A 22,402-nucleotide genomic window follows, 5' to 3' on the forward strand; every position below is an offset into this window, starting at 1 on the left:
CACTAAGACGAGCGCGACCTTTCGCGTTCGTTTTTTATCGGTCACCTGCAACACGAAGGAGGCAATTAAATGGCTTGGGACATTTTAAACATAATTGGGACCATTGCATTTGCCTTAAGTGGAGTTATTGTTGCAATGGAAGAAGACTATGACTTAATGGGGGTTTATATTTTAGGATTGGTTACTGCTTTTGGTGGCGGTGCTATTCGTAACTTGTTAATTGGTGTTCCTGTTTCTGCATTATGGGATCAAGGTAACCTATTTACTATTGCCATTATCGTCATGACGATCGCGTTCTTTATTCCCTCACTTTGGATAAACCACTGGATAAAATGGGGCATTTTTTTTGATGCATTAGGACTCGCGGCTTTTGCTATTCAAGGAGCGATGTACGCTTCAAGTATGGGACACCCTTTAAGTGCAGTCATCGTTGCTGCAGCATTAACGGGTACTGGCGGGGGAATGATTCGAGATGTATTAGCTGGACGGAAGCCACTTTTTCTCCAAAAAGAAATATACATAGCATGGACGATGTTAGCTGGTTTAGGAATAGGTCTCAACATCGTTTCCGGAACTGCAGGAATGATTATACTCTTTATACTCATAGTTACTTTAAGGATGTTATCTGTTTCTTATCAATGGAAGCTTCCACATCGCAAATTGAATAAATAATACAGGTGACTCTGGTTAGCTTGTAGTAAATACATAACCAGAGTCACTTATTCTTATTCTTATAAAAGTTATTATCCTTTTTCTATTGGACAATCCTCGTAAGTAATCCAGTCACTCCAACTACCTAAGTAAAGACGTACATTCGGGAATTCCGCTTCTTTTAACGTCAATACGTTAGGACAAGCTGTTACACCTGAACCGCAATAAACAATCACTTCCTTAGCTTTATCCAATTTGCCAAAACGGCTCCTTTGCTCCTCAACGGTTTTCCATTGATTATTTGAATTCAATGAATCTTTCCAGAATAAATGCCGTGCTGTTGGAATATGTCCAGCAATTTTATCAATTGGTTCCTCTAGTCCAAGATATCTTTTCTCTTCTCTTGAATCGAGTAGTATGTAATCTTCATTTCCTGACTTTACTTTCTTTATCAATTCGTTACGATCAATTAATAAATGAGCTTTAACGTTCAATAAAAAATTCCGTGGAGTTACTTGAGGCAATTTATCTGTTACAGCATACCCTTTTTCTTTCCACTGGCTGTAAGACCCGTTCAGTACATAAACGTTAGAATGCCCTAAATAATTTAACAGCCACCAAAATCTTGAAGCAAACGGTCCACCTTGATCATCATAAGCAACAACAGTTACTTTTTCATCAATACCAGCCGTAGAGAATTTTGCTACTAATTCAGCTACTTTTGGGAATGGATGTCTTCCTCCATGCTTTTTTACTTCTCCTGATAAATCCTTTTCTAAGTCAAAATAAAAAGCTCCAGGTATATGGTCTTCTAGGTAATTATTAAATCCTTGCTGTGGTGCGCCCAATTGAAACCGACAGTCGATAATCTGGACATTTGGGTCTTCTAAATGATTTAGGAGCCATTCCATTTCTACAACATTTTTCATCCAACCACTCCATTCAAAAGAAAATGTTATTAGAATTTTCTTTATATTAACATACTTTCTACTCGGTAGGTTGTTTAATTTGAATAATGATGGTGTCTAAGATGTAATCTATTGATTTAATTGTATCTTTAAAGCGTTTCGATTTAGTGTCTTTCTGAAAGGCTGCTACAGACGTTTCCAACAATTGATCATAAGCATTTGTCAGCTGCATTGTATATATGTACTTGGGTCTGTACACCTTTACCCACTGTTCTGCCAACTCTTTCCATTCATTAGCTGTTATAAAAATACGATCAGCAAAAGGCTTTACCTCTGTATAAAAATCAGCAGTAAAGCCTTCTTTGACCGTATGATTAATATATTGTTGATATGATGCTTTATTATATTCCCGTAGTTTATTTGTAAGTTCTAACAGTTTTAATTGTTCTTCTTGTGTCATGAAAAATCACCTCATGACCCATAATAACAAAAATTTTCTAAAATGAAAAAAGTTGCATTAAAGAACGCCTTTTTTGCGGCATTTCCTCTAAAGGCATCTTGATATTTTGTTTAATGATTTCATCCATTTGATCTAACCTTTCTTCAATGGAAAGAAGGCTTTTGCTCATTGCTTCAATTTCTTTTCGATGATTAAGTAATTGATAAGTTACAACATCATCTGCTTTAGATGCTAACTTTTCTTCTAATTCTTCAATTCTTGCCATCATCATTTCTAACTTCTGCTCGTATTTGAATGTTGGCATCATATCTTCCTGTGTTTCACTATTTGAAATGACGCTGTTATTTGACACCATTACATCCTTCATTTTCTTACCTTCACTAAGTTGTCCTTTAATTTCTCGTAAAGTTTCAACCTGTGGTGTTTGGAATAGATAATGTCCATGTTCGTTCATTTGACAATGAATGTTAAAGTACTTTACCCACCTTTGAACCGTCGTTGGATTTACCCCCAATAGATCAGAAACTTCTTTAGTTTTTAAAGCATTTTCCATTAGAAATCCCTCCATCACTTTTTGTTAAATTAACTATTCGGACTATCCGTACACTTTCCCTTCGACGTTGACAAAACTAGTTTTTATTCGCCAAAGAAAGTGGTGATCTTCCAAAAAAAGCCGTACTAAAATTTTCTTATGTATTGTTTTGTTGCTTCAACGAATACTACTAAAGACAAAAAACGTGGAGGGTTCAAAATGGCGAAAAATAACAAGCGCTCGATGAAAAAACAACAAGCAGCACAACCTGATAGTCAACAAAACCAAAATGCTCCCGGCTATGGAGATAAAAAGCTTACAGGGCCTAATCGCCCAGCAGAATAAGGCTGACAGTGTCAGCCTTTTTATAATGAAAAGTTTTCACATAACTTTTTTTGAATTAGCCAACAACATTAATGTACTTCATTAAGGAGTGGTTGTTACACTTCCCATTCACCGTATGGCTTTTAATAAGGTCTTTTCGATTTTCATGCCGATGTACAGTTCAGCCATTTTATGCTGATACCATTCTGTTAGAACGTACTCTCTCTTTGGCCTCACCCACTTCCCAAGAAAGCGCTGAACATGCGGGGCTGCTAAAGACCAGTCCCCATTATCATATCTTTGATGATGGATTGGTGTATAAACAGCACGAAGTATAGGCGTATGTTTTGAAGTTCCCCAATTCAAGTATTTTTCATAATCCCTTCTCGAACCCGTAGGCTCAACTTGCAAAGCAAATGGATGGATAAAGGCGCTTTGTTCTGATTTAAAAAGTAGCCATGCTAAATTCTTCCCTAACTCTATCCTCCGTTCAACTTTGTGAAAATGATCAACACTAAAACCATACAAATCCCCTTCTAATGTTGGAAAAAGAACGGTGTTAAAATGTAAATGTTCTACAAAAAAGTACGGTAACGTTTTAAAAACATGACTGGAGTAAAAAGGATGCTCTAAAACTGGTTTTTGTATAAAGTGCTGTTCGTTTATTATTAGTGCAGTGCAAAGCCTTTCCAAATCTCGATTTTCCCAAAAATAATTCCATTCTTTAATCATGAATTTACTGACTCCAAAATAATCTAGTAAATGGAATAGTGGTTTTTGGTTGTTATTTGAAGCCTCATAAACAAGGAGTTGAGGATAGGCATCTGAAAAAATAAGCCAATTGGCTCGTTCAAATGTTAAGAATAATGTGTAACTATATTGGGAAGTGAGCATGCTTTTATACCAGTTACTCTTTAAGTCTGTCATATTCCAACCCGCATTTCGGGAAACCATACTAGCTAGCAAGGCCCACCAAATGTCTCGGTTTCTTTTATAATAATTTAAATATGCTTTAGTACGACTTATATTATCTAGGTTACCCTTATTGGTTTTATAATGAATCAACTTAACAATTCCCTTTTCTCTTTGAAGCATGCTATTCACCCTTTTTTTACCTTCTCTGTTTTTTCGTTTTATGTTATGATTATTTGATGAGATTTTTTAAGACTTTTCTAAGACTTTCTGTGGAAAAGACATACTCATTGAACGAAAGGTTGCTGATTTAATTGGCTATTCGTTATCCAAATGGTAAAAAATATTCTGAAACCGTTAACCGTTCAAAACCTAAGAATCAAACTTTTGGTAACCGTGGTATGACGCTTGAAGAAGATCTAAATGATACAAATGCTTATTATCTAAGTCGCGGAATTGCTGTTATTCATAAAAAACCGACACCACTTCAGATCGTACAAGTTGATTACCCAAAGCGAAGTGCTGCTGTTATTAAAGAAGCTTACTTCAAACAAGCATCAACTACAGATTATAATGGTGTTTATCGTGGCCGACATATTGATTTTGAGGCAAAGGAAACAAAAAATAAGACATCCTTTCCTTTGCAAAACTTCCATCTGCATCAAATTGAACACATGAAACAAGTACTCGACCAAAAAGGAATCTGTTTTATCATCTTAAGATTTACTGTACTTGATGAAATATACTATCTAAACGCTGAACATTTAATTGAATTTTATGAAAATCAAAAAGATCACAGAAAATCAATTCGAAAAGAAGAAATCGCTGAACTCGGCTATTTAATTGAACAAGCATATCACCCCAGAATTGATTATCTAAAAGTGGTGGACAAACTTTATTTCGAAAAATAATGTAACCAAACAGTCACAAAAAACGTTTATAGATAGAGATACAATAAATGTAGATAAACTATCTTTCGTAGTGATAGAAAGGAAGAACAAACATGAGTGATAATATAAACACACGAACTGGCCGTCGCCGTGCTAAAGAACGTTCAAAGGCCAAGCCAAAAGATAAAAAAGGTTTGTTGAAAAAGCTTTTAATAGCAATGATTGTTTTCTTCACAGTATTGGCAATAGCTGGTGGGATTACTGTATTTTCAATGATCGCTTCGGCACCTCCACTAGATGAAGAAAGATTGATGCTTGCCCAGTCAACTGAAATTCTCGACCAAAGCGATGAATCGGTTACTTTACTAGCAGCAACCGAAAATCGAATTTACGTTAATATTAACGATATTCCAGAGCTCGTCGAAGACGCTTTTATCGCAGTAGAAGATGTTCGTTTCCGTGAACATTTTGGAGTAGATATCCGCCGTATGTTTGGAGCAGTGGCAGCTAATATTACAGGTGGCTTCGGGGCAGAAGGTGCGAGTACCATTACACAACAGGTTGTAAAAAACTTATTTTTATCTCCTGATAAAAATATAACCCGTAAAGTTCAAGAGCAATATTTAGCCATTCGGTTAGAACAACAGTACTCTAAAAATCAAATTTTAGAAATGTATTTAAACGCTATTTACTTTGGAGGTGGAGCATATGGCGTCCAACAAGCCGCTATTACCTATTTCAGCAAAGATAATTTAGAAGATTTAACAATTGAAGATGCAGCTTTGCTAGCTGGACTTCCACAACGACCAAACCACTTTAACCCGTTAAACAATCCAGAAGCGGCTGAAAAACGAAGAAATACGGTTATCGCTCTTATGGAGAGACATGGGAAAATCACGAGTGAACAAGCGGAAAAAGCAAGAGCTGTGCCTGTTGTCGATCAACTAAACCCAGCGAAACGTGAAGAAAGTGCTTACCAAGCGTTTATTGATCAAGTATTAAATGAAGTAGAAACTATTGAAGGTATTACAACAAGTGATATTTTTACGGCAGGATTAAAGATTTATACTACGCTTGATCCAGATGCTCAAACACATGTGGAAAAAGTATTACAAACTGACGAGTTCATAAACACGTATCCTGATAACGAAGATTTTCAAGCAGGTGTAACTCTTCTTGATACAGCAACTGGCCAAATAAAAGCGATCGGAAACGGTCGCAAACCAAGTGAAGTACAAAGAGGCTTTAGTTATGCAACCGCAAAGAAACAACCTGGGTCAACTATTAAACCAGTTTTAGATTACGGCCCAGTCATCGAGCATTTAAAGTGGTCTACTGGAAGGATTATCGTTGATGAACCTCATAATTACTCTGATGGTACACCTATACGAAACCATAACCGTAATTTTGCTGGCCCAGTGACGATGAGAAAAGCATTAGCTGACTCTTTAAATATTCCAGCCATTAAAGCACTACAAGAAGTAGGTTTAGAAAATGCTCGAGATTTTGCAGCAACACTTGGTATTCCTTTTGAAGACAACCAAATCTATGAACCATATGGAATTGGTGGATTTACTACAGGTATATCAACTTTTGATTTAGCAGGCTCCTATGCTGCTTTTGGAAATGAAGGGGTTTATATTGAACCTCACACTGTTCGAAAAATTGAATTCCCAGACGGAAAAGTAATTAATATGTCACCTGAACCTGTCATAGCGATGAGTGACTATACAGCGTTCATGATTAGTGACATGTTAAAATCGGTAGTCACAAATGGTACAGGAACCCATGCAAATATTCCCAATTTACCTTTAGCAGGTAAAACGGGAACAACTAACTTTGATCAAAAAGATAAAGAACGGTTGAAAATACCAGATGGCGGAGTACCAGATGTTTGGTTTGCTGGTTATACCACACGTTATACCGCAGCTGTTTGGACAGGTTATGACCGAAAAGCTGAAGGCAATTATCTCATTAATAATGATCGAAGACTTGCTCAGCAAATCTTCAAAGCCATTATGGAGGAAGTGTCAAAAAATATTGAAACTCCAGATTTCAATCAACCAGACTCAGTTGTTAAAGTGGGTGTCGAGCGTAGAACGGGCTTATTACCAAGTCCATTTACACCACAAAGTGAAATCATCTATGAATACTTTGTGAAAGGTACCGAACCAACTAGAATGTCAGAAGCTTTTCAAAGCATACCAAAGCCAACAGACTTGAAAGCTGGTTATCAACAAGACTCTGATCAAATCATCCTAACTTGGGGCTACCCTAATAATCAGAGAGATGCTGTTAAATTTAACATTATGCAAAGCGTTGATGGTGGTGGTTTTGAACTTATTATGACAACAAAAGAAATGCAGCATTTCATTACCAGCCCAACTCCTGGTTCAACCTATCGTTTCCAAGTCATTGCCGTTGCTGATGAAGATCCTAGTATAAAAAGTGACCCAGCTCAAACGGAAGTGAGAATTCCAGAAGTTGAAATAGAAGAACCGATAGAGGAAGAACCCGAAGAACCTCAAGAACCAGTCGAACCGCCAGTAGATGAGGATGAGGAATTGCCAATTGATCTAATTCCAGAACCAGATCCAGTCGATGACGAAGAGGAAGAAGAAGATACTGCTACAAGCGCATCTACTACTCCAAGAGAAGATGAGGAAAACGAGGAAGACGACTAATATGAAATAGAGGCTGAACAAATTGTTCAGCCTCTTTTTAAAATTCATCAACATTTACTTAATAGACATATCTTTTTAACTCATCATACTCACTTATTAAAGATGATTTTGCTTCTGTATCAAACAATGCCTCAAATCGATTTAGTTCATTTTCTATCGCTTTAATTAAGCGTTGCTTAAGGTCTTTTTCTATCGTTTGTAATTTTTGTTCAAACTCCAAGGACATATTCTTAGAACTATCAGTAATCATTTGTCTAGAGCATTCTACACCATCAGCTACAATTAATTCTTTAAATTCCCTGACGACCCCATTTTCAAAGAAATCCTTCTTAGATTTTAGTAGAGGTAAGTATTTTTTTACGTCTATTGATAAGGTCGCATCATTTAGTTCAACTGAAATAGCTGCTAGCTTAATTTCATCTTCACAATAAATATATGGCAATTCTTTCTGAAGGACAGTCAACTGATCATTTATCCAGCTTTTTGCACGATCTTTCATTTTTTCTTCCATTCGTATAACAGTTGCCTCAAGTTCTTGTTTTAAGAAATATTCCCCTAAACCACGCCACTCTTTTATTGCTCCTGTTAATTGTTCATGAAGTTCTTTTTTGCTGTTACCAGTTAATACAGCCACGTTAATTGCCGTCGTAAAATAATCATTTAGCACAAAGCGCATTCGATCTCTTAAATACAATACTAATTGATCAAATTCCAATAATATATCTCTTAGCGCAAAAGCAAACGAAGCTTTCTGAACGTTACCCATTTGAATTTCAACTGTTTGTTTTAGTTTTTCATGCTTAAGTTTTTGTTCATCAGCTTCTTCGTTCATGAATGAAATACTATCTTTAATCTTATTTGTAAATTGACGGAGCTCTTCAGTAATCATTTTGACACTTAATTGCTTAAGCTCTAAGATCGTATATTCATAGAACGAACGTTCAAACGCTGAAAACGTTGTTTCATCTTGGCGCTGTTCTTTTTTAGCTTGTAACCCTTCTTTACTCGATAGGTGATACAACCTTGGTTGCTCAATCCCATTTCGTCTCAACTGGTCATAAACGTGTTTTCGTACTCCATTCAGCTCACCTTCACTGCTAGCTAAATCAGCAGCATTAATGACGAAATACAACTTATCATGGCCAAAACTTTCATTAACTTTACCCATCTGTTGGAGGAAATACTGATCAGCTTTTGAGAAAGCATGGTTATAATACGTTAAATAAAATATCGCATCAGATTGGCGCATTTGTTGAAATGCAACATTAGTATGACGCCCATGGATAGAGTTAACCCCTGGTGTGTCTACTAGAATAATTCCTTTTTTCGTAATTGGGCTATCAAAATAAATATTTACTTTTTCTATTAAGCAAGCTTTGCTTTCTTCAGCAACTAAAGTCTGCATCTCTTCGTGCGAAACACTAAATTGACTACCTAACTTCCATTCTGTGGAAGCTACACTTTGCTGAATTGTTAATAAATACTCAGCATATGTTTTTTGCCAGCTTGAAACATACTCTTTCATGTTTGGCTTCCATTTAGCTAAGCGATCGAGGTCAAGTGATTCATCTAGCTGTTCACTTACTGACTTAATCTCATGATTCAATGCATCAACTGATTTTACAGTTACTTTCGCTGTTCCATGAGGGTGATCTGTCGTTGATTGTTCCACTGTATTAACTGTGGCTGTTGTCGGATTCGGTGATACTGGTAAAATATTCTCTCCTAATAAAGCATTTGCGAAGCTCGATTTCCCCGCACTAAATGCCCCGAATAATGAGATGATGAACGTTTGATTTTCATAACGATTAATTCGTTCAATGAGATGATTACGTTCATGAGAAACGATCACTTGTTGTTTGTGGTTTTTTAATACATTTTTTATTGATTGTAACCAAGTTAATGTTTCATCTTCAGAGAAATTGATCGTTGATTTTTCCTCAATAACTTCCCAACTCGTATCGATAACTCCCTCTTCTGGCAAAGTCACATTAGCGAAACCGTTTTCTAGTTTTACTGGATACGATTGATTTATAGTATTTTTCAACTGTTCGTTGTATTCTCTTACTGGCGGGTACGTCGCAAGGTGTTTATGAACGATCGCAATGTTTTCATCATAGCTCGCTTTTATTTTGTTCATTTTTTCCACATACGTTTCTATGTCTTTAAATGTAGCTAATTGGGATTCTATTGCCTTTTCTTCCTCGTGATATGTTTCTCTTAGTCCCTCAATCTCTAAGTCGATAATCTCTCTAGCCTTTATACGAATTTCTCTTACGATGATTGAAGTGATTTCTTTTGTGAAAACAAAAACATAATCGCGACTTGCTAAATCTGCTTTAACATTCTTTTTTAATACATCTCCAGTTACCTCATACGACAACTTATTAACTGCTGCTTCTAATTTGTCAACATTCGATAATTTCGTTCGATCAATCTTTTGGAAATAAGCTTGAACATGAAATAATAATTGAGTTTTTACTTTATCCTGTAAGTCTCGAACGAGTAAATTTAACCGTTCTTCTTGTTCTTCTTGGGTTTTTTTCTTTGAAAATAAAAATCCAACTTTAAACCCTGGTTGAATACTTTCAATCCAATTTCTGACTAGATCTGTTGTCGTGTATGGAAATAAAATAACATTTTTAAATAATCCACCTAGTTCATCCTCGAATGATTTGTAAATTGCTTTGTCATATTGACGAATTTCTGCTAGTTTATTTTTTAAGTGTTGTTGCTCATCTAACTGTGAGACTTCATAACCTTTTTCTTTCATTTCATCTAGTAGTTGATCAACTGCATCTAACTTTTCTTCTTGGAGACGGTTTTCAACAGCCTGATAAAACCCTTGTTCAAGTCGTAATTTTGACCCTTTTAATAACGTTTCACTATTGTAAAGCAATGATTTAATTGTCTTTTCAAACTCTTTAAATTGATTTAATGGGTGATCTGGCTTTTTCATCGTCGTAAAAAATAAACCTAAATGACGAATTTCCCAACGACTAAAGACATCCTGAACCGATTGCCTAAAAACAGACAACGGGATCTCTTGTTCATTATGTTTATCGACTTGGTTAATGATGATATAAATTGGTTTTTTCTCAAGTGAAAGTTGTTTTAAGAAATATAAATTTGTTTCAGACTGAACATGGTTGTAATCCATGACATAAACGATCGCATCAGTAGTATAAAGCTGATCAACCGTTACAGCTTCATGCGTTTCATCTGTTGAATCAACTCCTGGTGTATCAAGAATACAGCTATTTTCTCCTAAAAATGGTAAAGGAGCTGTGATCACCATATTGGAAATTTCATTTCCATTCATTCCCCACTCACGGACTTGTGTCCAAGGAATCTCACCTTTCCACTCCTTTTGTTTACCATCTCTCGTATGTAGCATTAAGCCTAACTCTCCATTTTTAATACCGATGATATTAGCACTTGTAGGAATTGGGCTTGTTGGTAACACTTCTGCCCCCAATAACGTATTTAAAATCGTTGATTTACCTGCAGAAAAATGCCCACAAAAAGCAACCTCAAATGTTTTTTTATCTTGTTTTTCTGCTAACTTTTCAAGGCGATATTGTTCTTCTTGAGAGAAAGGGATCGTTTCTGCTATTAATTTCTCTTTTACAATTGTCATATGTCTCCACACCATCCTTATCCCTTTACTATAACGAATTTTCTAAAAAATGAGAAGATCGTAATAAAAAAATATCACGACTAATCTTCTTCAAATAAAATACTTACTTCATAGTTATGTAATGTGCTATGCAAAAGGTGATTATTACTTTTTAAGTTCTTTAAGTTAATGCTTTATAAAAAAGTTTTTCTGCTTCATCATATAGTGCTTTCAACTGATTATAAGAATGAAAATGATCAGGATCTTTAAGAATAAAGGAAAGCCGTTCATTCATATTTACTGGCTTGTATTTTAGTTGTAGCAATTTGTCATCTATTTGCACTAGACTTTTGACAGGTACTTCATTCATCCAATGAATAATTTGAATGAGCTGGGCAATCAATTCCACTATGATTGGATTTGCTAATTTACGGTCACGTCTTGAATACAACTCTATTAGTTGGTCCTTTTTTTGCTTCCAGTTTTCAAATAAATCTGGAAGATAGATTTTTGCTTGCTGCCACGGCTTGCGATTTGGTTCATTTAATGCTTCAAGCATATCATCATAAAATAAAACTTCCAGGTTACTGGCTTCAAATTTAGTTTCTTCTACATAAAACGGAAATACACGGAAAGTGACAGGAACAGGGTAATGGTTTTGCATTACCCTGTTGCTCCTTTTGCCTTCATTCGTTTTTTACCTTCACGGCATATGTCTAACAATGGACAGACTTCACATTGTGGTGATTGGGCTTTACAATGATAACGACCAAAAAAAATGAGTCGATGATGAGTAACCGACCATTGTTCTTTCGGAATTTTTTTCATTAATGTTTCTTCCACTTCACGAACATTGTCCTTCCAACGACATATACCTAATCTCTTAGAAACTCGTTCAACATGTGTATCAACAGCTATCGCAGGTGTATCAAACGCAACTGAAACAACAACATTAGCTGTCTTGCGTCCAACTCCAGCTAGTTTCATTAGTTCATCACGTTCAGTTGGTATTTTCCCGTTATACTGTTCGATTAACGACTGACAAAGCTTTTTAATATTTTTCGCTTTACTTCGAAACAAGCCGATACGTCGAATATCATTTTCTAATTCCTCTAACGGAACAGCGATATAGTCTTCAGGTTTTTTATATTTAGCAAACAATCCTGGAGTCACTTTATTAACAAGTGCATCTGTTGCTTGAGCCGATAATAGGACTGCTATCGTAAGTTCAAAAGGATTGGAATGTGTTAATTCACATTCTGCTTCAGGAAACATGTCTCCCATTGTTTCAAGTACATACTGTATATCTTTTTTCGTAAGCATCGTTCATTGCCTCCCAAACTATTTCTCTAGCCAGTTGTAGGTTGGAAAAGGTTCTACTTTTCGCTTCTCTTGTACTTGTTGTTTCGGTTGCTGGTGCTTTCTAAATTTTTCCCCATATGCTCTCGCTTGCTGTAGTGTTTTAACACCATTTTTCTTCCATTCAAATAATATGCGGTCTATATATCTAAAGTTTAATTTCCCTGAAACGACAGACTCACGAAGTGCTGCCCGAATAATTTCTGGAGAGTGATGGTCCTGATCTAACCACATGGCTAATGTCTCACATTCAATCGGAGAAAGTGGTCGACTAAACTCATTCTCAAAGACCGAGTAAATATTGAACTCTTCTTGCTTTTTCACTGCATTTTCTTTATCATTTTCCTCTTTATTCATAAAATGTATTAGCTTTTCCCACAAGGGTTCAATACTATAGGTTTCATAGCGGATCCCATTTTCATCTACATGTTCTTCTATAGAAAGATATCCTTTTTTTAACAATTGACCAAGTATTCTAGCACAATCTACTGAAGAGGGGCCTCGCTCGGACAAATCTTCAGGAGTCGGAAATGGATGATGTTCAGATAAACAATCATACACTTGAAGAAGCAAAACAAACTCTTCTTCATTTAAACCGATTTTTCGATAATTCTTTAATAAAAGCTTTGGTACCGATAATTGACCTTCAGTGATCCACTGCATTAAAAAACGTTTATTCATAAAAACACCTCATGATTTATTATAACACGGAACCTACTCAACATCATTTGGCATTACTCGACAATTCCCCCTGTTATGTCCTAGGTTCTTCCTCTTGCGGTCACGAAGCGCTGTTTTCGTTACCCGCATTCTTCAAAGTCTTTCCTTTCGCTAGCACGATTCTTACTAAGGTTAATATTTATCAGATTTGCGTTCTCCTACTAAACAAACCAACAGAAATGCAAACCTAAAAGAAAAACCAGACCCGTAGCTTTAACTAGGCGGGTCTGGCTTTATCGTTTATTCATTAAGGGTATAAGCGGTTTAATAACCGCGGGAATGGAATGGTTTCACGAACATGTTCAGCACCACATAGCCACGCAACTGTTCGTTCAAGACCTAAACCAAATCCTGAGTGTGGAACTGAACCGTATTTACGGAGTTCTGCATACCATTTATAAGCAGCAGGGTCTAAATCATGCTCTTTCATTCTTTCAGCAAGAAGATCATAATCATGAATACGCTCTGATCCACCAATGATTTCACCATAACCTTCTGGTGCAATCATATCAGCACAGAGAACAACTTTGTCATTGTTCGGATCGGGTTGCATATAGAACGGTTTTAAGCTAGTTGGATAGTGAGTGATAAACACAGGCTTATCATATGTTTCCGCAATAGCTGTTTCGTGTGGTGCACCGAAGTCATCGCCCCACTGGATATCATCGAAGCCTTTTTCGTGTAAGAGTTTAAGTGCATCATCATAAGTAATGCGTGGGAAAGGAGCAACGATATTTTCTAGCTTACTCGTATCTCTTCCTAATGTTTTTAATTCAATCTTACAGTTCTTCAATACAGATTGAATTATATATGCAACGTACTCTTCTTGTACTTTTAAGTTATCCTCAAACTCATAAAAAGCCATTTCTGGTTCAATCATCCAAAACTCAATTAGATGTCTACGGGTTTTTGACTTTTCTGCACGGAATGTCGGACCAAATGAAAACACTTTACCGAGCGCCATCGCTGCTGCTTCCATATAAAGTTGTCCACTTTGTGAAAGGTAAGCATCTTCATCAAAGTATTTTGTTGCAAATAATTCAGTTGTACCTTCAGGAGCACTTCCAGTTAAGATTGGTGGGTCAACTTTTACGAACCCTTCATTATTAAAGAACTCATACGTTGCTCGAATAATTTCATTTCGGACTTTCATATTGGCATGTTGTTTTTTAGATCGTAACCATAGGTGGCGATGATCCATTAAAAATTCAGTTCCATGCTCTTTTGGTGTGATTGGATAATCTACTGCTTCATGTATTACATCCACATTCGTTACCGTTAATTCATAGCCAGATGGAGCTCTCTCATCTTCGCGAACAATACCTGTTACATATAAGGAAGATTCTTGAGTCATATTTTTAGCTTTTAAAAATATATCTTCTCCAACTTCTGCTTTTACAACTACACCTTGTATAAATCCAGTTCCATCTCTTAATTGTAAGAAAGCAATCTTTCCGCTTGAGCGTTTGTTCGCAAGCCAAGCACCAATTTTGACCTCTTGTCCGACAAATTGCCCGACTGTTGAAATCGTCGTCTTATTCACTATTTTCCCTCCAAAAATATATGTATATTTTCTATGTATAAATGTATATATACCAACAACCATTATACTAGCTTTTACTAATCTTGAGCAAGTTTTCATACGCACTAACCGTATTTTTGAAGCACTTTATTGAGCCAATTGCCTCTTTTCAAAATGCCTAACATGCTTTCATTTGATTAACGGCCAAAAAGCTTAGCGAACCAAACTTGATAAAATAGAAAAAAGCTTTAAAAGAGCAATATATAAGAAAAGGCTGACACCTGAACTTGTGCCAACCTTCCCCATTTCTTTTATTACTTACTCTTCTTTTCAATAAAGCGTTCAATTCTTGTCAATGCTTCTTGAATTGCCTCAAGTGACGTAGCATAGGACAATCGAACATTTTCTGGTGCTCCAAACCCTGAGCCAGGGACTAGGGCTACTTTTTCTTCATCTAATAAAGCCGTTACCCAATCATCAACATTGTCGTATCCGCAATTTGTAGCAGCTTCTTTAGCATTAGGGAATAAATAGAAGGCTCCTTTCGGTTTTACGCAAGAAAGGCCTGGGATTGCGACTAATTGCTCGTATACTTTATTAAGACGCTCTTCAAATGCTTGACGCATATTTTCTACGGAACCATCGTCCTCTGTATAAGCAGCAATCGTACCGTATTGTGCATTAGCTGTAGGGTTAGACGTACTATGACTTGCAAGGTTTGTCATTGCTTTAATGATTTCAGCATTACCAGCTGCATAACCTATTCTCCAACCAGTCATGGAATGTGATTTGGAAACACCATTGATAATGATTGTCTGTTCTTTAAGTTCATCAGAAAGCTGAGCAATTGACGTATGTACAGCACCACCATACACAAGCTTCTCATAGATCTCGTCCGAAACGATGAGAATGTCGTGCTTTAAGCAAACTTCCCCAAGTATTTTCATCTCTTCTTCACTGTACATAGAGCCTGTTGGATTACTTGGTGAGTTTAAAATGAATGCTTTTGATTTATCAGTAATAGCTGCTTCTAATTGCTCTTTCGTAACTTTAAAATCGTTACTTTCTTTTCCTTCTATATAAACTGGATTTCCACCTGCAAGCTTAACTTGCTCTGGATAACTAACCCAATATGGTGTGGGGATAATAACTTCATCTCCCTCGTCTAATATCGCTTGGAAGAGAGTATAAAGAGCGTGTTTTGCTCCAGAACATACGATAATTTCATTCGCTGAATATGTAATATGTTGATCTTCCTTAAACTTTCCAATAATAGCGTCTTTTAATTTTGGTAAACCACCTGATGGAGTATATTTAGTTTGACCTTCTTCCATTGACTTTACTGCCGCATCTATAATATATTGCGGTGTATTAAAATCAGGCTCACCAGCTCCTAAACCAATAACATCGTGACCTTGTTCACGAAGTGCTTTAGCTTTTGCTGTAATTGCCAACGTTGATGATGGTGTTAATGTTGAGACTCTTTTAGCTAACTTCATTTTCTCTCCTCATTTCTCTTCTGCTTTTGATATACACTACTACTATAATCATTGTAAAAACATGAATCAACCGTTATCTGAAAAATTCAATCATTTTGATTTAACCCTCAGTTTTTAAGCTATATCTTTTTACAAAAGTACCCTCTTCAAAGGTAATATAATAAAAAGAATATCGATCGTTCTCATCTATATATGTAATTTCATATATAGGTAAACGATTTTCGATGCCTAGTCGTACAGATATAAGCTCTTTAGGTGCTAATTCATTCTGTGCAAAATGCCTAACTTCCTCTTTACTTAAACCATCCGCTACATTTTTAACGATAATCCTTTCTTCTTCACCAACCCAAGCAATGAGCCCCGTATCGTCTTGATCTGTTCTACCCTTAACAACGATATATGGTTCTGTTCCATGATAAAACGAAACATCATCAACTACACTTAATTCTGTCTCGTTTAGTGCTCTTTCAATTGCAAGCTGCTCTTGCTCTGTAATTGGTGAACGCATGGTTTGGTAAAAATAAGAGGATATCCCGATAGCTGCAAAGACAAGGAGGCATATACATGTTATAACCCACTTTTTCATAAGTTAATCACCAATCTTTTTATGTTCGATAAATGGTAAACACCATCTTATTAGGTTCCTCGTCATCTAAAGCTAATCCAAACATGAGATCTTTTTCCTTTAGTGTTCGATTTAAGGCATCAACAACTTTATAAACATCTGGTGACTTTTCAAATTTAACATTAGATAAGACAACCATTTTCTGTTCCATAATTATTCCTCCAAAAAATAATAACTTCTTCCTTTATGAACAACGATTTCTAACATACACAGTCTTAAAGAAGGCCATACTATAGTTAAGCTCCTATAAAGGAGGAGTTGCAATTGAAAAATAATCAAATACAATGGCCTAACGCTCAGCTTCCAACAGCTGAAAAGTTCCAGCTACAAAAAGAATGGTTCTCTCTTTCATCTCCAGCTCGTTCAAGCCAAACAAAAAAGATACGATGTAGTTTAAGACAAACACAATTTCCATCACTTCTAAATCGCGGGTAAGAACAGTTTTAACAAAAAAATGACTCCTACTCACACCTCATTAATCCTGTATCTCTTAACGATACAGGATTTATTACATTAAAGCATCTTATTATAAAGATCATTACATTCTGCGATGATTTTTTCTTCATCCAGAAATAGACATTCTTTATTTTTGACAATTTGCTTTCCTTTTACATAAACATCCACCACATCTGTACCACTTGCAGAATAGACCAGATGAGAAAATGCATTTATAGATGGCTGCAAATGAACTCCATCTGCTTGAAGAGTAATAAAGTCTGCATCGAATCCTGAAACAATCGAACCGATCCTTTCGTGAAGTCCAAGTGATTTTGCTCCGTTCGCTGTAATCAACCGAACTCCATCAACAGTGTTTACAGCCATTGGGTCCTCGTTAATTCCCTTCTGTAGTAAGACGGCTGTTCTCATTTCCTGTATTAAATCCAAATTATTATTCGAGGCTACACTATCCGTTCCTAACGAGACTGTTACTCCTTTATTAAGCATTTGCTGAACTGGTGCAATTCCAGATCCTAGCTTCAAATTACTCATCGGGTTATGTGAAACAGCTACTCGATACTCAGCAAGTATATCCAGTTCCTCATCATTCACATGAACAGCATGAGCAACTAGTGCAGCTCCATCAAAAAATCCAGTGCTGCGCAAATGTTCTACAGGGCGCTTCCCATATTTTTGAACATTTTCTTCAACCTCTTGAGCTGTTTCTGACATGTGAGTATGGACAGGTAAACCTATTGTTCTTGCTTCAGCAGCTATTTCGGCTATATAATCTGGTGGACATAAATACGGTGAATGTGGAGACAGCATCGCTGTTATACGCCCGTCCCCTTTACCATGCCAATTTTTTGCAATTGAAATTGCTTCAGCTAATTTTGCTTTTTGTTCTTCTCTACTGCATAAACCAATAATCCCACGAGTAATTACAGCTCTCATACCCACCTCGTCAACAATTGAAGCGATATCATCAAGATATAAATGATACATATCTAGAAATGTAGTGGTACCAGACTTTAGCATTTCAATCATTGCTAATTTTGAACTTGCTACTACTGCTTCTCTCGTTAGTTTTTGCTCCATCGGCCACATCTTTTCCTGTAACCAACGTTTAAGTGGTAAATCATCAGAGTGCCCCCGCAAAAGTGTCATCGGTGTGTGACCATGTGTATTAATTAATCCTGGAAGGATCCAGTTCCCTTGTAAATCTTTAAATTCTTTATCTTCTTTTTTTATATGATGTGGGAACCCACAACCAATTTCGAAAAATCTTCCTTCTTTTACATGTACATAACCTGATGAATAAACCTCGTTTTTCTCATTAGCTGTAATAATGACTGCGTTATAAAAAACTATGTCCATCCCAAGATAATCCCTTCTGATCTATTTATTCTCGTGGTTAATCATTATCAATTTGACACTGCAATATGAAAATCCTGCCCACTTGCATGAACCGTCCAGATTTCATAATTTTTTAAATTGCATTTAATTGAAACTGCACCAATCTTTTTCGTCTGGTAAACATCAATCCATGTTTCCTGCAAACGTTCTATCACATATTCACTTGGGCGTTTTCCTTCCAACGAAAAGAGGATAGCAACTTGAGGGTCAACCTCTTTTAAAAACGATTCTGACGTTCCATGCGAACTACCAAAATCACCAACTTTTAAAATACTTGATTTTAAATTATATTTAGATGCTAGATACTCCTCAATATCTTGGTCAGCCACGCCCATATATAACGTTTTATGTTCTCCATAGGAAAAAGACAAAACAAAACATGGGTCAAGTTCATCACTCTCACCTGTATATAATACTTCAGCTATTAAATTAGGGAGAATTTCATGCTTTTCTCCTTCTCTCCATTCTACTAACTTGTCTTCACCTTGATTTAATTTCCCTTTTATATTATCCTTACTGGATTTGGGGATAATTATTGAAGAAATTTTATAATTATCCGCTAGCCATTCAACATTGCCACTATATTCTTCCCCAAAGTTTGTGACAATTAATGAGTCAATATCCTTTACATGATACATATGTAACTTTCTCGCTAATTCAATTTGTGAAGAGGAGTCCCCTGCGTTGATTAAAACAGTTTCCCCTCGCCCCGACTGGATTAATGTCGCTTCACCATTAGAAAGATCAAAATAAGTGATAGCTATTTCGTCATCTTCTAAAGAAAATTCAACCTCTAAATCATTAGTAATATTTACTACTGACACAGCGTTACAACCTGAACCTACAACTAAAAACATGCAAAAAAAGAAGCATGCCAGCCATTTAATAAGCATCTGCATACGCGAAACCTCCGAATTTTCCATTAACCGTATTAGTTTGTACAATGACGCTAAACTTATGTCATTATAACTAATATATGCTTGTAGAGTGCGTATGATGAGTGTTCTTATTTATTGTACCAGTCTTTTAAATCAGATAATAAATCTTCTGTAGTAACCTTAAGTATAGGAATTTCTGGAATAGAATCTAAGAATATTTCCCCATATCGAGTTGAATAAATTCTTTGATCCATAACCACGATAACACCACGATCTTTCTCTGAACGAATAAGGCGACCTACTCCTTGTTTAAACCTTAATATAGATTGGGGTAATGCTAAATTCATAAAAGGATTTTTTCCTTCTATTTTCATCTGTTCCGATCGTGCTTGTAAAATTGGATCGTCAGGCGGCGAAAATGGAAGGCGTACAATCACTAGACAACTTAAAACTTCCCCAGGTATATCTATACCTTCCCAAAAACTGCTTGTACCAAATAATATAGCATTATTACTTTGTTTAAACGTTTTAATTAATTTTGTTCGACTTCCGCTATTAATGCCTTGCCCAATCAAATAAAATTCTTCTTCTTCCGTCCTTTCTTTGATCATCTGATACGTTTGTTTAAGCATTGAAAATGAAGTAAATAAAATGAGCATTCGGCCTTTTGTTACTTGAGCTAAGTTAATAATCTTTTCAGCCATATCATTGATAAACAAATCTGGTTCCTCATTTATATTAAATGTATCAGTTGGAATGTATAGCTTGGATTGATTCTTATAATCAAAAGGAGAAGGAATGCTGTGAGTCTTTGGACCAAAGTCCTCCAACCCTAACCGTTCAATAAAATATGAGAATGACCCTTTGACAGATAATGTTGCAGACGTTAATACAACCGAATCTTTCTTTGTAAAAAACTCATCTGCTAAAGTTTCACTTAAATGGACTTGCTTTTTAAAAAGGTATGTTGCATTCTTTGCTCCCTTTTCCTCAATTTCCACCCAATAGACAGCATCAGGGTCGTATTCAAGTAGTAATTGGTCAACACTTAATTTCGTTTCTTCAACATCATTAATTAATCCGTGGAAGTCATTAATTGTTCCTCTTTCATCCCATGACAAATTGTTTTGAACATCATTCATACTTTTAATAGCTTGTTCTAGCTGTTGTACTAACTCTTTTAAGAAAGTATGTACCCTTAAAGCACACTCTAAAATCCCTTGCCACAAAACTCCTTGTTCACTAGGTGCACAATAACGATAGGATAGACGACCAACTTCAGTAGAGGATGACTGCTTGATTTTTAAGACGTAACTGTGGAGCATACGAAACAGTTCATCAATTTCAAATTTACTCGTCTCAATTTTTATATCTAACGACTTTTTTGTGACTGCTGGAGACAACTTATATTTTTCTTGTAACTTATAAATTACTTTACTAACAGTTCCAAGCCGGTTAAACAGAAAAGCAACCTTATGAAAGTCAATCGAAATCCCTAAATGATTACTCGCTACTTCCTCAAAGTGATGAGCCTCGTCAATCACAACATGTGAATAACTAGGGATTATTGAGTGGGATTGCACAACATCTGTAAATAGAAGAGCATGGTTCGTTATTATAACATCGGCTTTTTGTGCTGTTCTTTTTGCAAGCTGGTAAAAACATCTTGAAAACCAAGGACAGTGTGGCCCAGAGCAAGAATTGGGTTCGCTTTGAATTTCCTGCCAAAAACTTCTGCCACCTGAAGGTAAATTCAATTCTTCGACATCACCTGTTACCGTCTCAGTGAGCCAAATTAAAATTTGACCCTTGGTTAATAGAGTATCATAATTATCGTCAAAATGATTTTGTAAGCATTGTTCAAACTTTCTTAAACAAAGGTAATGACTTCTTCCCTTTAATAGCGCTACTCTAAATGCAAAAGGCAGCAACTTTGTTAATGCAGGAATATCTCTTTCCAGTAATTGTTGCTGTAAGAGGACTGTATGAGTGCTTACAACAACTTTTTTTCCATGTAACTTCGAATAAAATATAGAGGGTAATAAATATCCCAATGACTTGCCTGTTCCTGTACCCGCTTCTATAAGAAGGTGACTTCGGCTCTCAAGTGCATCAGATACAGTTTTAATCATTTCCAATTGACCTGACCGTACAGAGAAATTTGGAAGCGTCTTTTTCATTTCATTGATGTTAGTGAACTTTTCATTTAAAAAAGTTTCTAGCGTCTCTTGTTCTGAAAATACCTCTATATTATCAACACCAGCTTTTCTCTTACGAAGTGCAATTTGGCGATAAATTTCAAATTCATCATCATCTTCAACATTGACACTTTTAAGCTTGCTATTAATTACTGGGTCCAATAACGTATCAAAATCACTTTTTAGACGTTCAGTAATTTCCTTTAAATTTTGTAGCGTTATAATTGGTAATTTCTCAATTTTATGTAGCATTTCCAATAGTAATAAAGCGGTAACCTCTGCATCACTGTCAGCTTGATGCGGACGATCATGATTGAAATTAAAACTTTCAGCTAATTGTTGTAATTTATAACTATCTTCATTAGGTAATAACAACCTTGCAAGTTCTACGGTATCAAGGACTGGTCCTTGATACGGCCGATAACCCACCTCATCGAGCTGGGCTTGTAAGAATGATAAATCAAACTGAACATTATGCGCGACAAAGAATGAACCTTCTAACATTTGCAGCAACTCTGGTATTACTTGGCCAAATGTGGGTGCTAGTGCTACCATTTCATCGGTAATTCCAGTTAAAGACTCAATAAATGGAGGTATTTTCATCTGTGGATTTACAAATGAAGTAAATCGTTCTACTATTTCCCCATCTTGAACTAGCACTGCACCTATTTGGATAATCTGGTCTTGCTGCGGAGAATGACCAGTCGTTTCAAAATCTACTACGACAAAACGTGTTTCTTTCACGAGTTCCACCTCTCGAGTGACTA

Annotated in this window: 20 protein-coding genes; 5 read left to right on the plus strand and 15 right to left on the minus strand. The window is 36.1% G+C overall.

Annotated elements, in window-relative coordinates; genetic code table 11:
* Positions 1–69: 69 nt before the first annotated feature.
* Positions 70–672: a trimeric intracellular cation channel family protein gene (locus GKP30_RS09520; protein ID WP_216829199.1), complete on the plus strand. Its 603-nt coding sequence runs from the start codon at positions 70–72 to the stop codon at positions 670–672.
* A gap of 71 nt (positions 673–743) precedes the next feature.
* Here GKP30_RS09520 and GKP30_RS09525 read toward each other — a convergent pair whose 3' ends face one another.
* Genes GKP30_RS09525 through racA form a run of 3 tightly spaced genes read right to left on the minus strand, consistent with a single transcriptional unit; the run spans position 744 to position 2,572 of the window.
* Entirely contained in the window at positions 744–1,580 is an 837-nt protein-coding gene (locus GKP30_RS09525) for a sulfurtransferase (RefSeq protein ID WP_216829200.1), read from the minus strand.
* A gap of 58 nt (positions 1,581–1,638) precedes the next feature.
* On the minus strand, positions 1,639–2,019 hold the full coding sequence (locus GKP30_RS09530; RefSeq protein ID WP_216829201.1) for a YppE family protein: 381 nt from the start codon (positions 2,017–2,019) through the stop codon (positions 1,639–1,641).
* A gap of 37 nt (positions 2,020–2,056) precedes the next feature.
* Positions 2,057–2,572 carry a chromosome-anchoring protein RacA gene (racA, locus tag GKP30_RS09535; RefSeq protein WP_216829202.1) on the minus strand — a complete coding sequence of 172 codons (516 nt, stop codon included), beginning with the start codon at positions 2,570–2,572 and terminating at the stop codon, positions 2,057–2,059.
* A 198-nt stretch (positions 2,573–2,770) separates the two neighbouring features.
* Between racA and GKP30_RS23760 the strand changes: the two genes are divergently transcribed.
* Positions 2,771–2,896 (plus strand): hypothetical protein, encoded by a 126-nt coding sequence (locus tag GKP30_RS23760; RefSeq protein WP_268884681.1) that lies wholly within the window; start codon positions 2,771–2,773, stop codon positions 2,894–2,896.
* A 108-nt stretch (positions 2,897–3,004) separates the two neighbouring features.
* Here GKP30_RS23760 and GKP30_RS09540 read toward each other — a convergent pair whose 3' ends face one another.
* Entirely contained in the window at positions 3,005–3,970 is a 966-nt protein-coding gene (locus tag GKP30_RS09540) for a DUF2515 family protein (RefSeq protein WP_216829203.1), read from the minus strand.
* A 131-nt stretch (positions 3,971–4,101) separates the two neighbouring features.
* Here GKP30_RS09540 and recU point away from each other — a divergent pair, with 131 nt between their 5' ends.
* Positions 4,102–4,698 (plus strand): Holliday junction resolvase RecU, encoded by a 597-nt coding sequence (gene recU, locus GKP30_RS09545; RefSeq protein WP_216829204.1) that lies wholly within the window; start codon positions 4,102–4,104, stop codon positions 4,696–4,698.
* A gap of 92 nt (positions 4,699–4,790) precedes the next feature.
* Entirely contained in the window at positions 4,791–7,361 is a 2,571-nt protein-coding gene (locus tag GKP30_RS09550) for a transglycosylase domain-containing protein (RefSeq protein ID WP_216829205.1), read from the plus strand.
* Between the two features lie 58 nt (positions 7,362–7,419).
* Here the strand turns inward: GKP30_RS09550 and GKP30_RS09555 are convergent, their stop codons facing one another.
* The 8 genes from GKP30_RS09555 to GKP30_RS09590 all read right to left on the minus strand — a co-directional run bounded on the left by GKP30_RS09555 (position 7,420) and on the right by GKP30_RS09590 (position 16,856).
* Positions 7,420–11,001 carry a dynamin family protein gene (locus GKP30_RS09555; protein ID WP_216829206.1) on the minus strand — a complete coding sequence of 1,194 codons (3,582 nt, stop codon included), beginning with the start codon at positions 10,999–11,001 and terminating at the stop codon, positions 7,420–7,422.
* Positions 11,002–11,161: 160 nt separating this feature from the next.
* On the minus strand, positions 11,162–11,644 hold the full coding sequence (locus GKP30_RS09560; protein ID WP_216829207.1) for a YpoC family protein: 483 nt from the start codon (positions 11,642–11,644) through the stop codon (positions 11,162–11,164).
* A complete protein-coding gene (gene nth / locus GKP30_RS09565) occupies positions 11,644–12,303 on the minus strand; it encodes an endonuclease III (protein ID WP_216829208.1) in 660 nt (219 codons plus the stop codon). Before nth ends, GKP30_RS09560 begins: the two co-directional genes overlap by 1 nt.
* Positions 12,304–12,321: 18 nt before the next feature.
* Complete coding sequence (locus tag GKP30_RS09570; protein ID WP_216829209.1) at positions 12,322–13,020, minus strand: DnaD domain-containing protein; 699 nt, start codon at positions 13,018–13,020, stop codon at positions 12,322–12,324.
* Between the two features lie 286 nt (positions 13,021–13,306).
* Positions 13,307–14,602 carry an asparagine--tRNA ligase gene (gene asnS / locus GKP30_RS09575; RefSeq protein ID WP_328703136.1) on the minus strand — a complete coding sequence of 432 codons (1,296 nt, stop codon included), beginning with the start codon at positions 14,600–14,602 and terminating at the stop codon, positions 13,307–13,309.
* A 293-nt stretch (positions 14,603–14,895) separates the two neighbouring features.
* Positions 14,896–16,080: a pyridoxal phosphate-dependent aminotransferase gene (locus GKP30_RS09580; RefSeq protein WP_216829211.1), complete on the minus strand. Its 1,185-nt coding sequence runs from the start codon at positions 16,078–16,080 to the stop codon at positions 14,896–14,898.
* A gap of 100 nt (positions 16,081–16,180) precedes the next feature.
* Complete coding sequence (locus GKP30_RS09585; protein WP_216829212.1) at positions 16,181–16,666, minus strand: cell wall elongation regulator TseB-like domain-containing protein; 486 nt, start codon at positions 16,664–16,666, stop codon at positions 16,181–16,183.
* 19 nt (positions 16,667–16,685) lie between these two features.
* Positions 16,686–16,856 (minus strand): YpmA family protein, encoded by a 171-nt coding sequence (locus GKP30_RS09590; RefSeq protein WP_216829213.1) that lies wholly within the window; start codon positions 16,854–16,856, stop codon positions 16,686–16,688.
* Positions 16,857–16,969: 113 nt separating this feature from the next.
* Here GKP30_RS09590 and GKP30_RS09595 point away from each other — a divergent pair, with 113 nt between their 5' ends.
* A complete protein-coding gene (locus GKP30_RS09595; protein ID WP_216829214.1) occupies positions 16,970–17,140 on the plus strand; it encodes a hypothetical protein in 171 nt (56 codons plus the stop codon).
* Between the two features lie 78 nt (positions 17,141–17,218).
* Here GKP30_RS09595 and GKP30_RS09600 read toward each other — a convergent pair whose 3' ends face one another.
* From GKP30_RS09600 to dinG, 3 genes are all read right to left on the minus strand, one after another.
* Positions 17,219–18,520 (minus strand): amidohydrolase, encoded by a 1,302-nt coding sequence (locus GKP30_RS09600; RefSeq protein ID WP_216829215.1) that lies wholly within the window; start codon positions 18,518–18,520, stop codon positions 17,219–17,221.
* A 47-nt stretch (positions 18,521–18,567) separates the two neighbouring features.
* Positions 18,568–19,458, minus strand: a complete 891-nt coding sequence (locus tag GKP30_RS09605; RefSeq protein ID WP_216829216.1) for a ComEC/Rec2 family competence protein — start codon at positions 19,456–19,458, stop codon at positions 18,568–18,570.
* Positions 19,459–19,565: 107 nt separating this feature from the next.
* Positions 19,566–22,379 carry an ATP-dependent DNA helicase DinG gene (gene dinG / locus GKP30_RS09610; protein ID WP_216829217.1) on the minus strand — a complete coding sequence of 938 codons (2,814 nt, stop codon included), beginning with the start codon at positions 22,377–22,379 and terminating at the stop codon, positions 19,566–19,568.
* Positions 22,380–22,402 lie beyond the last annotated feature (23 nt).

Source organism: Alkalihalobacterium elongatum (assembly GCF_019024285.1).
GTDB classification, from domain to species: Bacteria; Bacillota; Bacilli; order Bacillales; family Bacillaceae_F; genus Alkalihalobacterium; species Alkalihalobacterium elongatum.

What these genes read in the sequence shown, in the direction of transcription:
- GKP30_RS09540 (WP_216829203.1), bottom strand. Translation starts at nt 3,970, where the DNA reads ATGCTTCAAAGAGAAAAGGGAATTGTTAAGTTGATTCATTATAAAACC.
- racA (WP_216829202.1), bottom strand. Translation starts at nt 2,572, where the DNA reads ATGGAAAATGCTTTAAAAACTAAAGAAGTTTCTGATCTATTGGGGGTA.
- GKP30_RS09525 (WP_216829200.1), bottom strand. Translation starts at nt 1,580, where the DNA reads ATGAAAAATGTTGTAGAAATGGAATGGCTCCTAAATCATTTAGAAGAC.
- GKP30_RS09530 (WP_216829201.1), bottom strand. Translation starts at nt 2,019, where the DNA reads ATGACACAAGAAGAACAATTAAAACTGTTAGAACTTACAAATAAACTA.
- GKP30_RS09600 (WP_216829215.1), bottom strand. Translation starts at nt 18,520, where the DNA reads ATGGACATAGTTTTTTATAACGCAGTCATTATTACAGCTAATGAGAAA.
- GKP30_RS09585 (WP_216829212.1), bottom strand. Translation starts at nt 16,666, where the DNA reads ATGAAAAAGTGGGTTATAACATGTATATGCCTCCTTGTCTTTGCAGCT.
- GKP30_RS09550 (WP_216829205.1), top strand. Translation starts at nt 4,791, where the DNA reads ATGAGTGATAATATAAACACACGAACTGGCCGTCGCCGTGCTAAAGAA.
- nth (WP_216829208.1), bottom strand. Translation starts at nt 12,303, where the DNA reads ATGCTTACGAAAAAAGATATACAGTATGTACTTGAAACAATGGGAGAC.
- GKP30_RS09570 (WP_216829209.1), bottom strand. Translation starts at nt 13,020, where the DNA reads ATGAATAAACGTTTTTTAATGCAGTGGATCACTGAAGGTCAATTATCG.
- GKP30_RS09605 (WP_216829216.1), bottom strand. Translation starts at nt 19,458, where the DNA reads ATGCAGATGCTTATTAAATGGCTGGCATGCTTCTTTTTTTGCATGTTT.
- GKP30_RS09520 (WP_216829199.1), top strand. Translation starts at nt 70, where the DNA reads ATGGCTTGGGACATTTTAAACATAATTGGGACCATTGCATTTGCCTTA.
- GKP30_RS09590 (WP_216829213.1), bottom strand. Translation starts at nt 16,856, where the DNA reads ATGGAACAGAAAATGGTTGTCTTATCTAATGTTAAATTTGAAAAGTCA.
- GKP30_RS23760 (WP_268884681.1), top strand. Translation starts at nt 2,771, where the DNA reads ATGGCGAAAAATAACAAGCGCTCGATGAAAAAACAACAAGCAGCACAA.
- GKP30_RS09560 (WP_216829207.1), bottom strand. Translation starts at nt 11,644, where the DNA reads ATGCAAAACCATTACCCTGTTCCTGTCACTTTCCGTGTATTTCCGTTT.
- GKP30_RS09555 (WP_216829206.1), bottom strand. Translation starts at nt 11,001, where the DNA reads ATGACAATTGTAAAAGAGAAATTAATAGCAGAAACGATCCCTTTCTCT.
- GKP30_RS09580 (WP_216829211.1), bottom strand. Translation starts at nt 16,080, where the DNA reads ATGAAGTTAGCTAAAAGAGTCTCAACATTAACACCATCATCAACGTTG.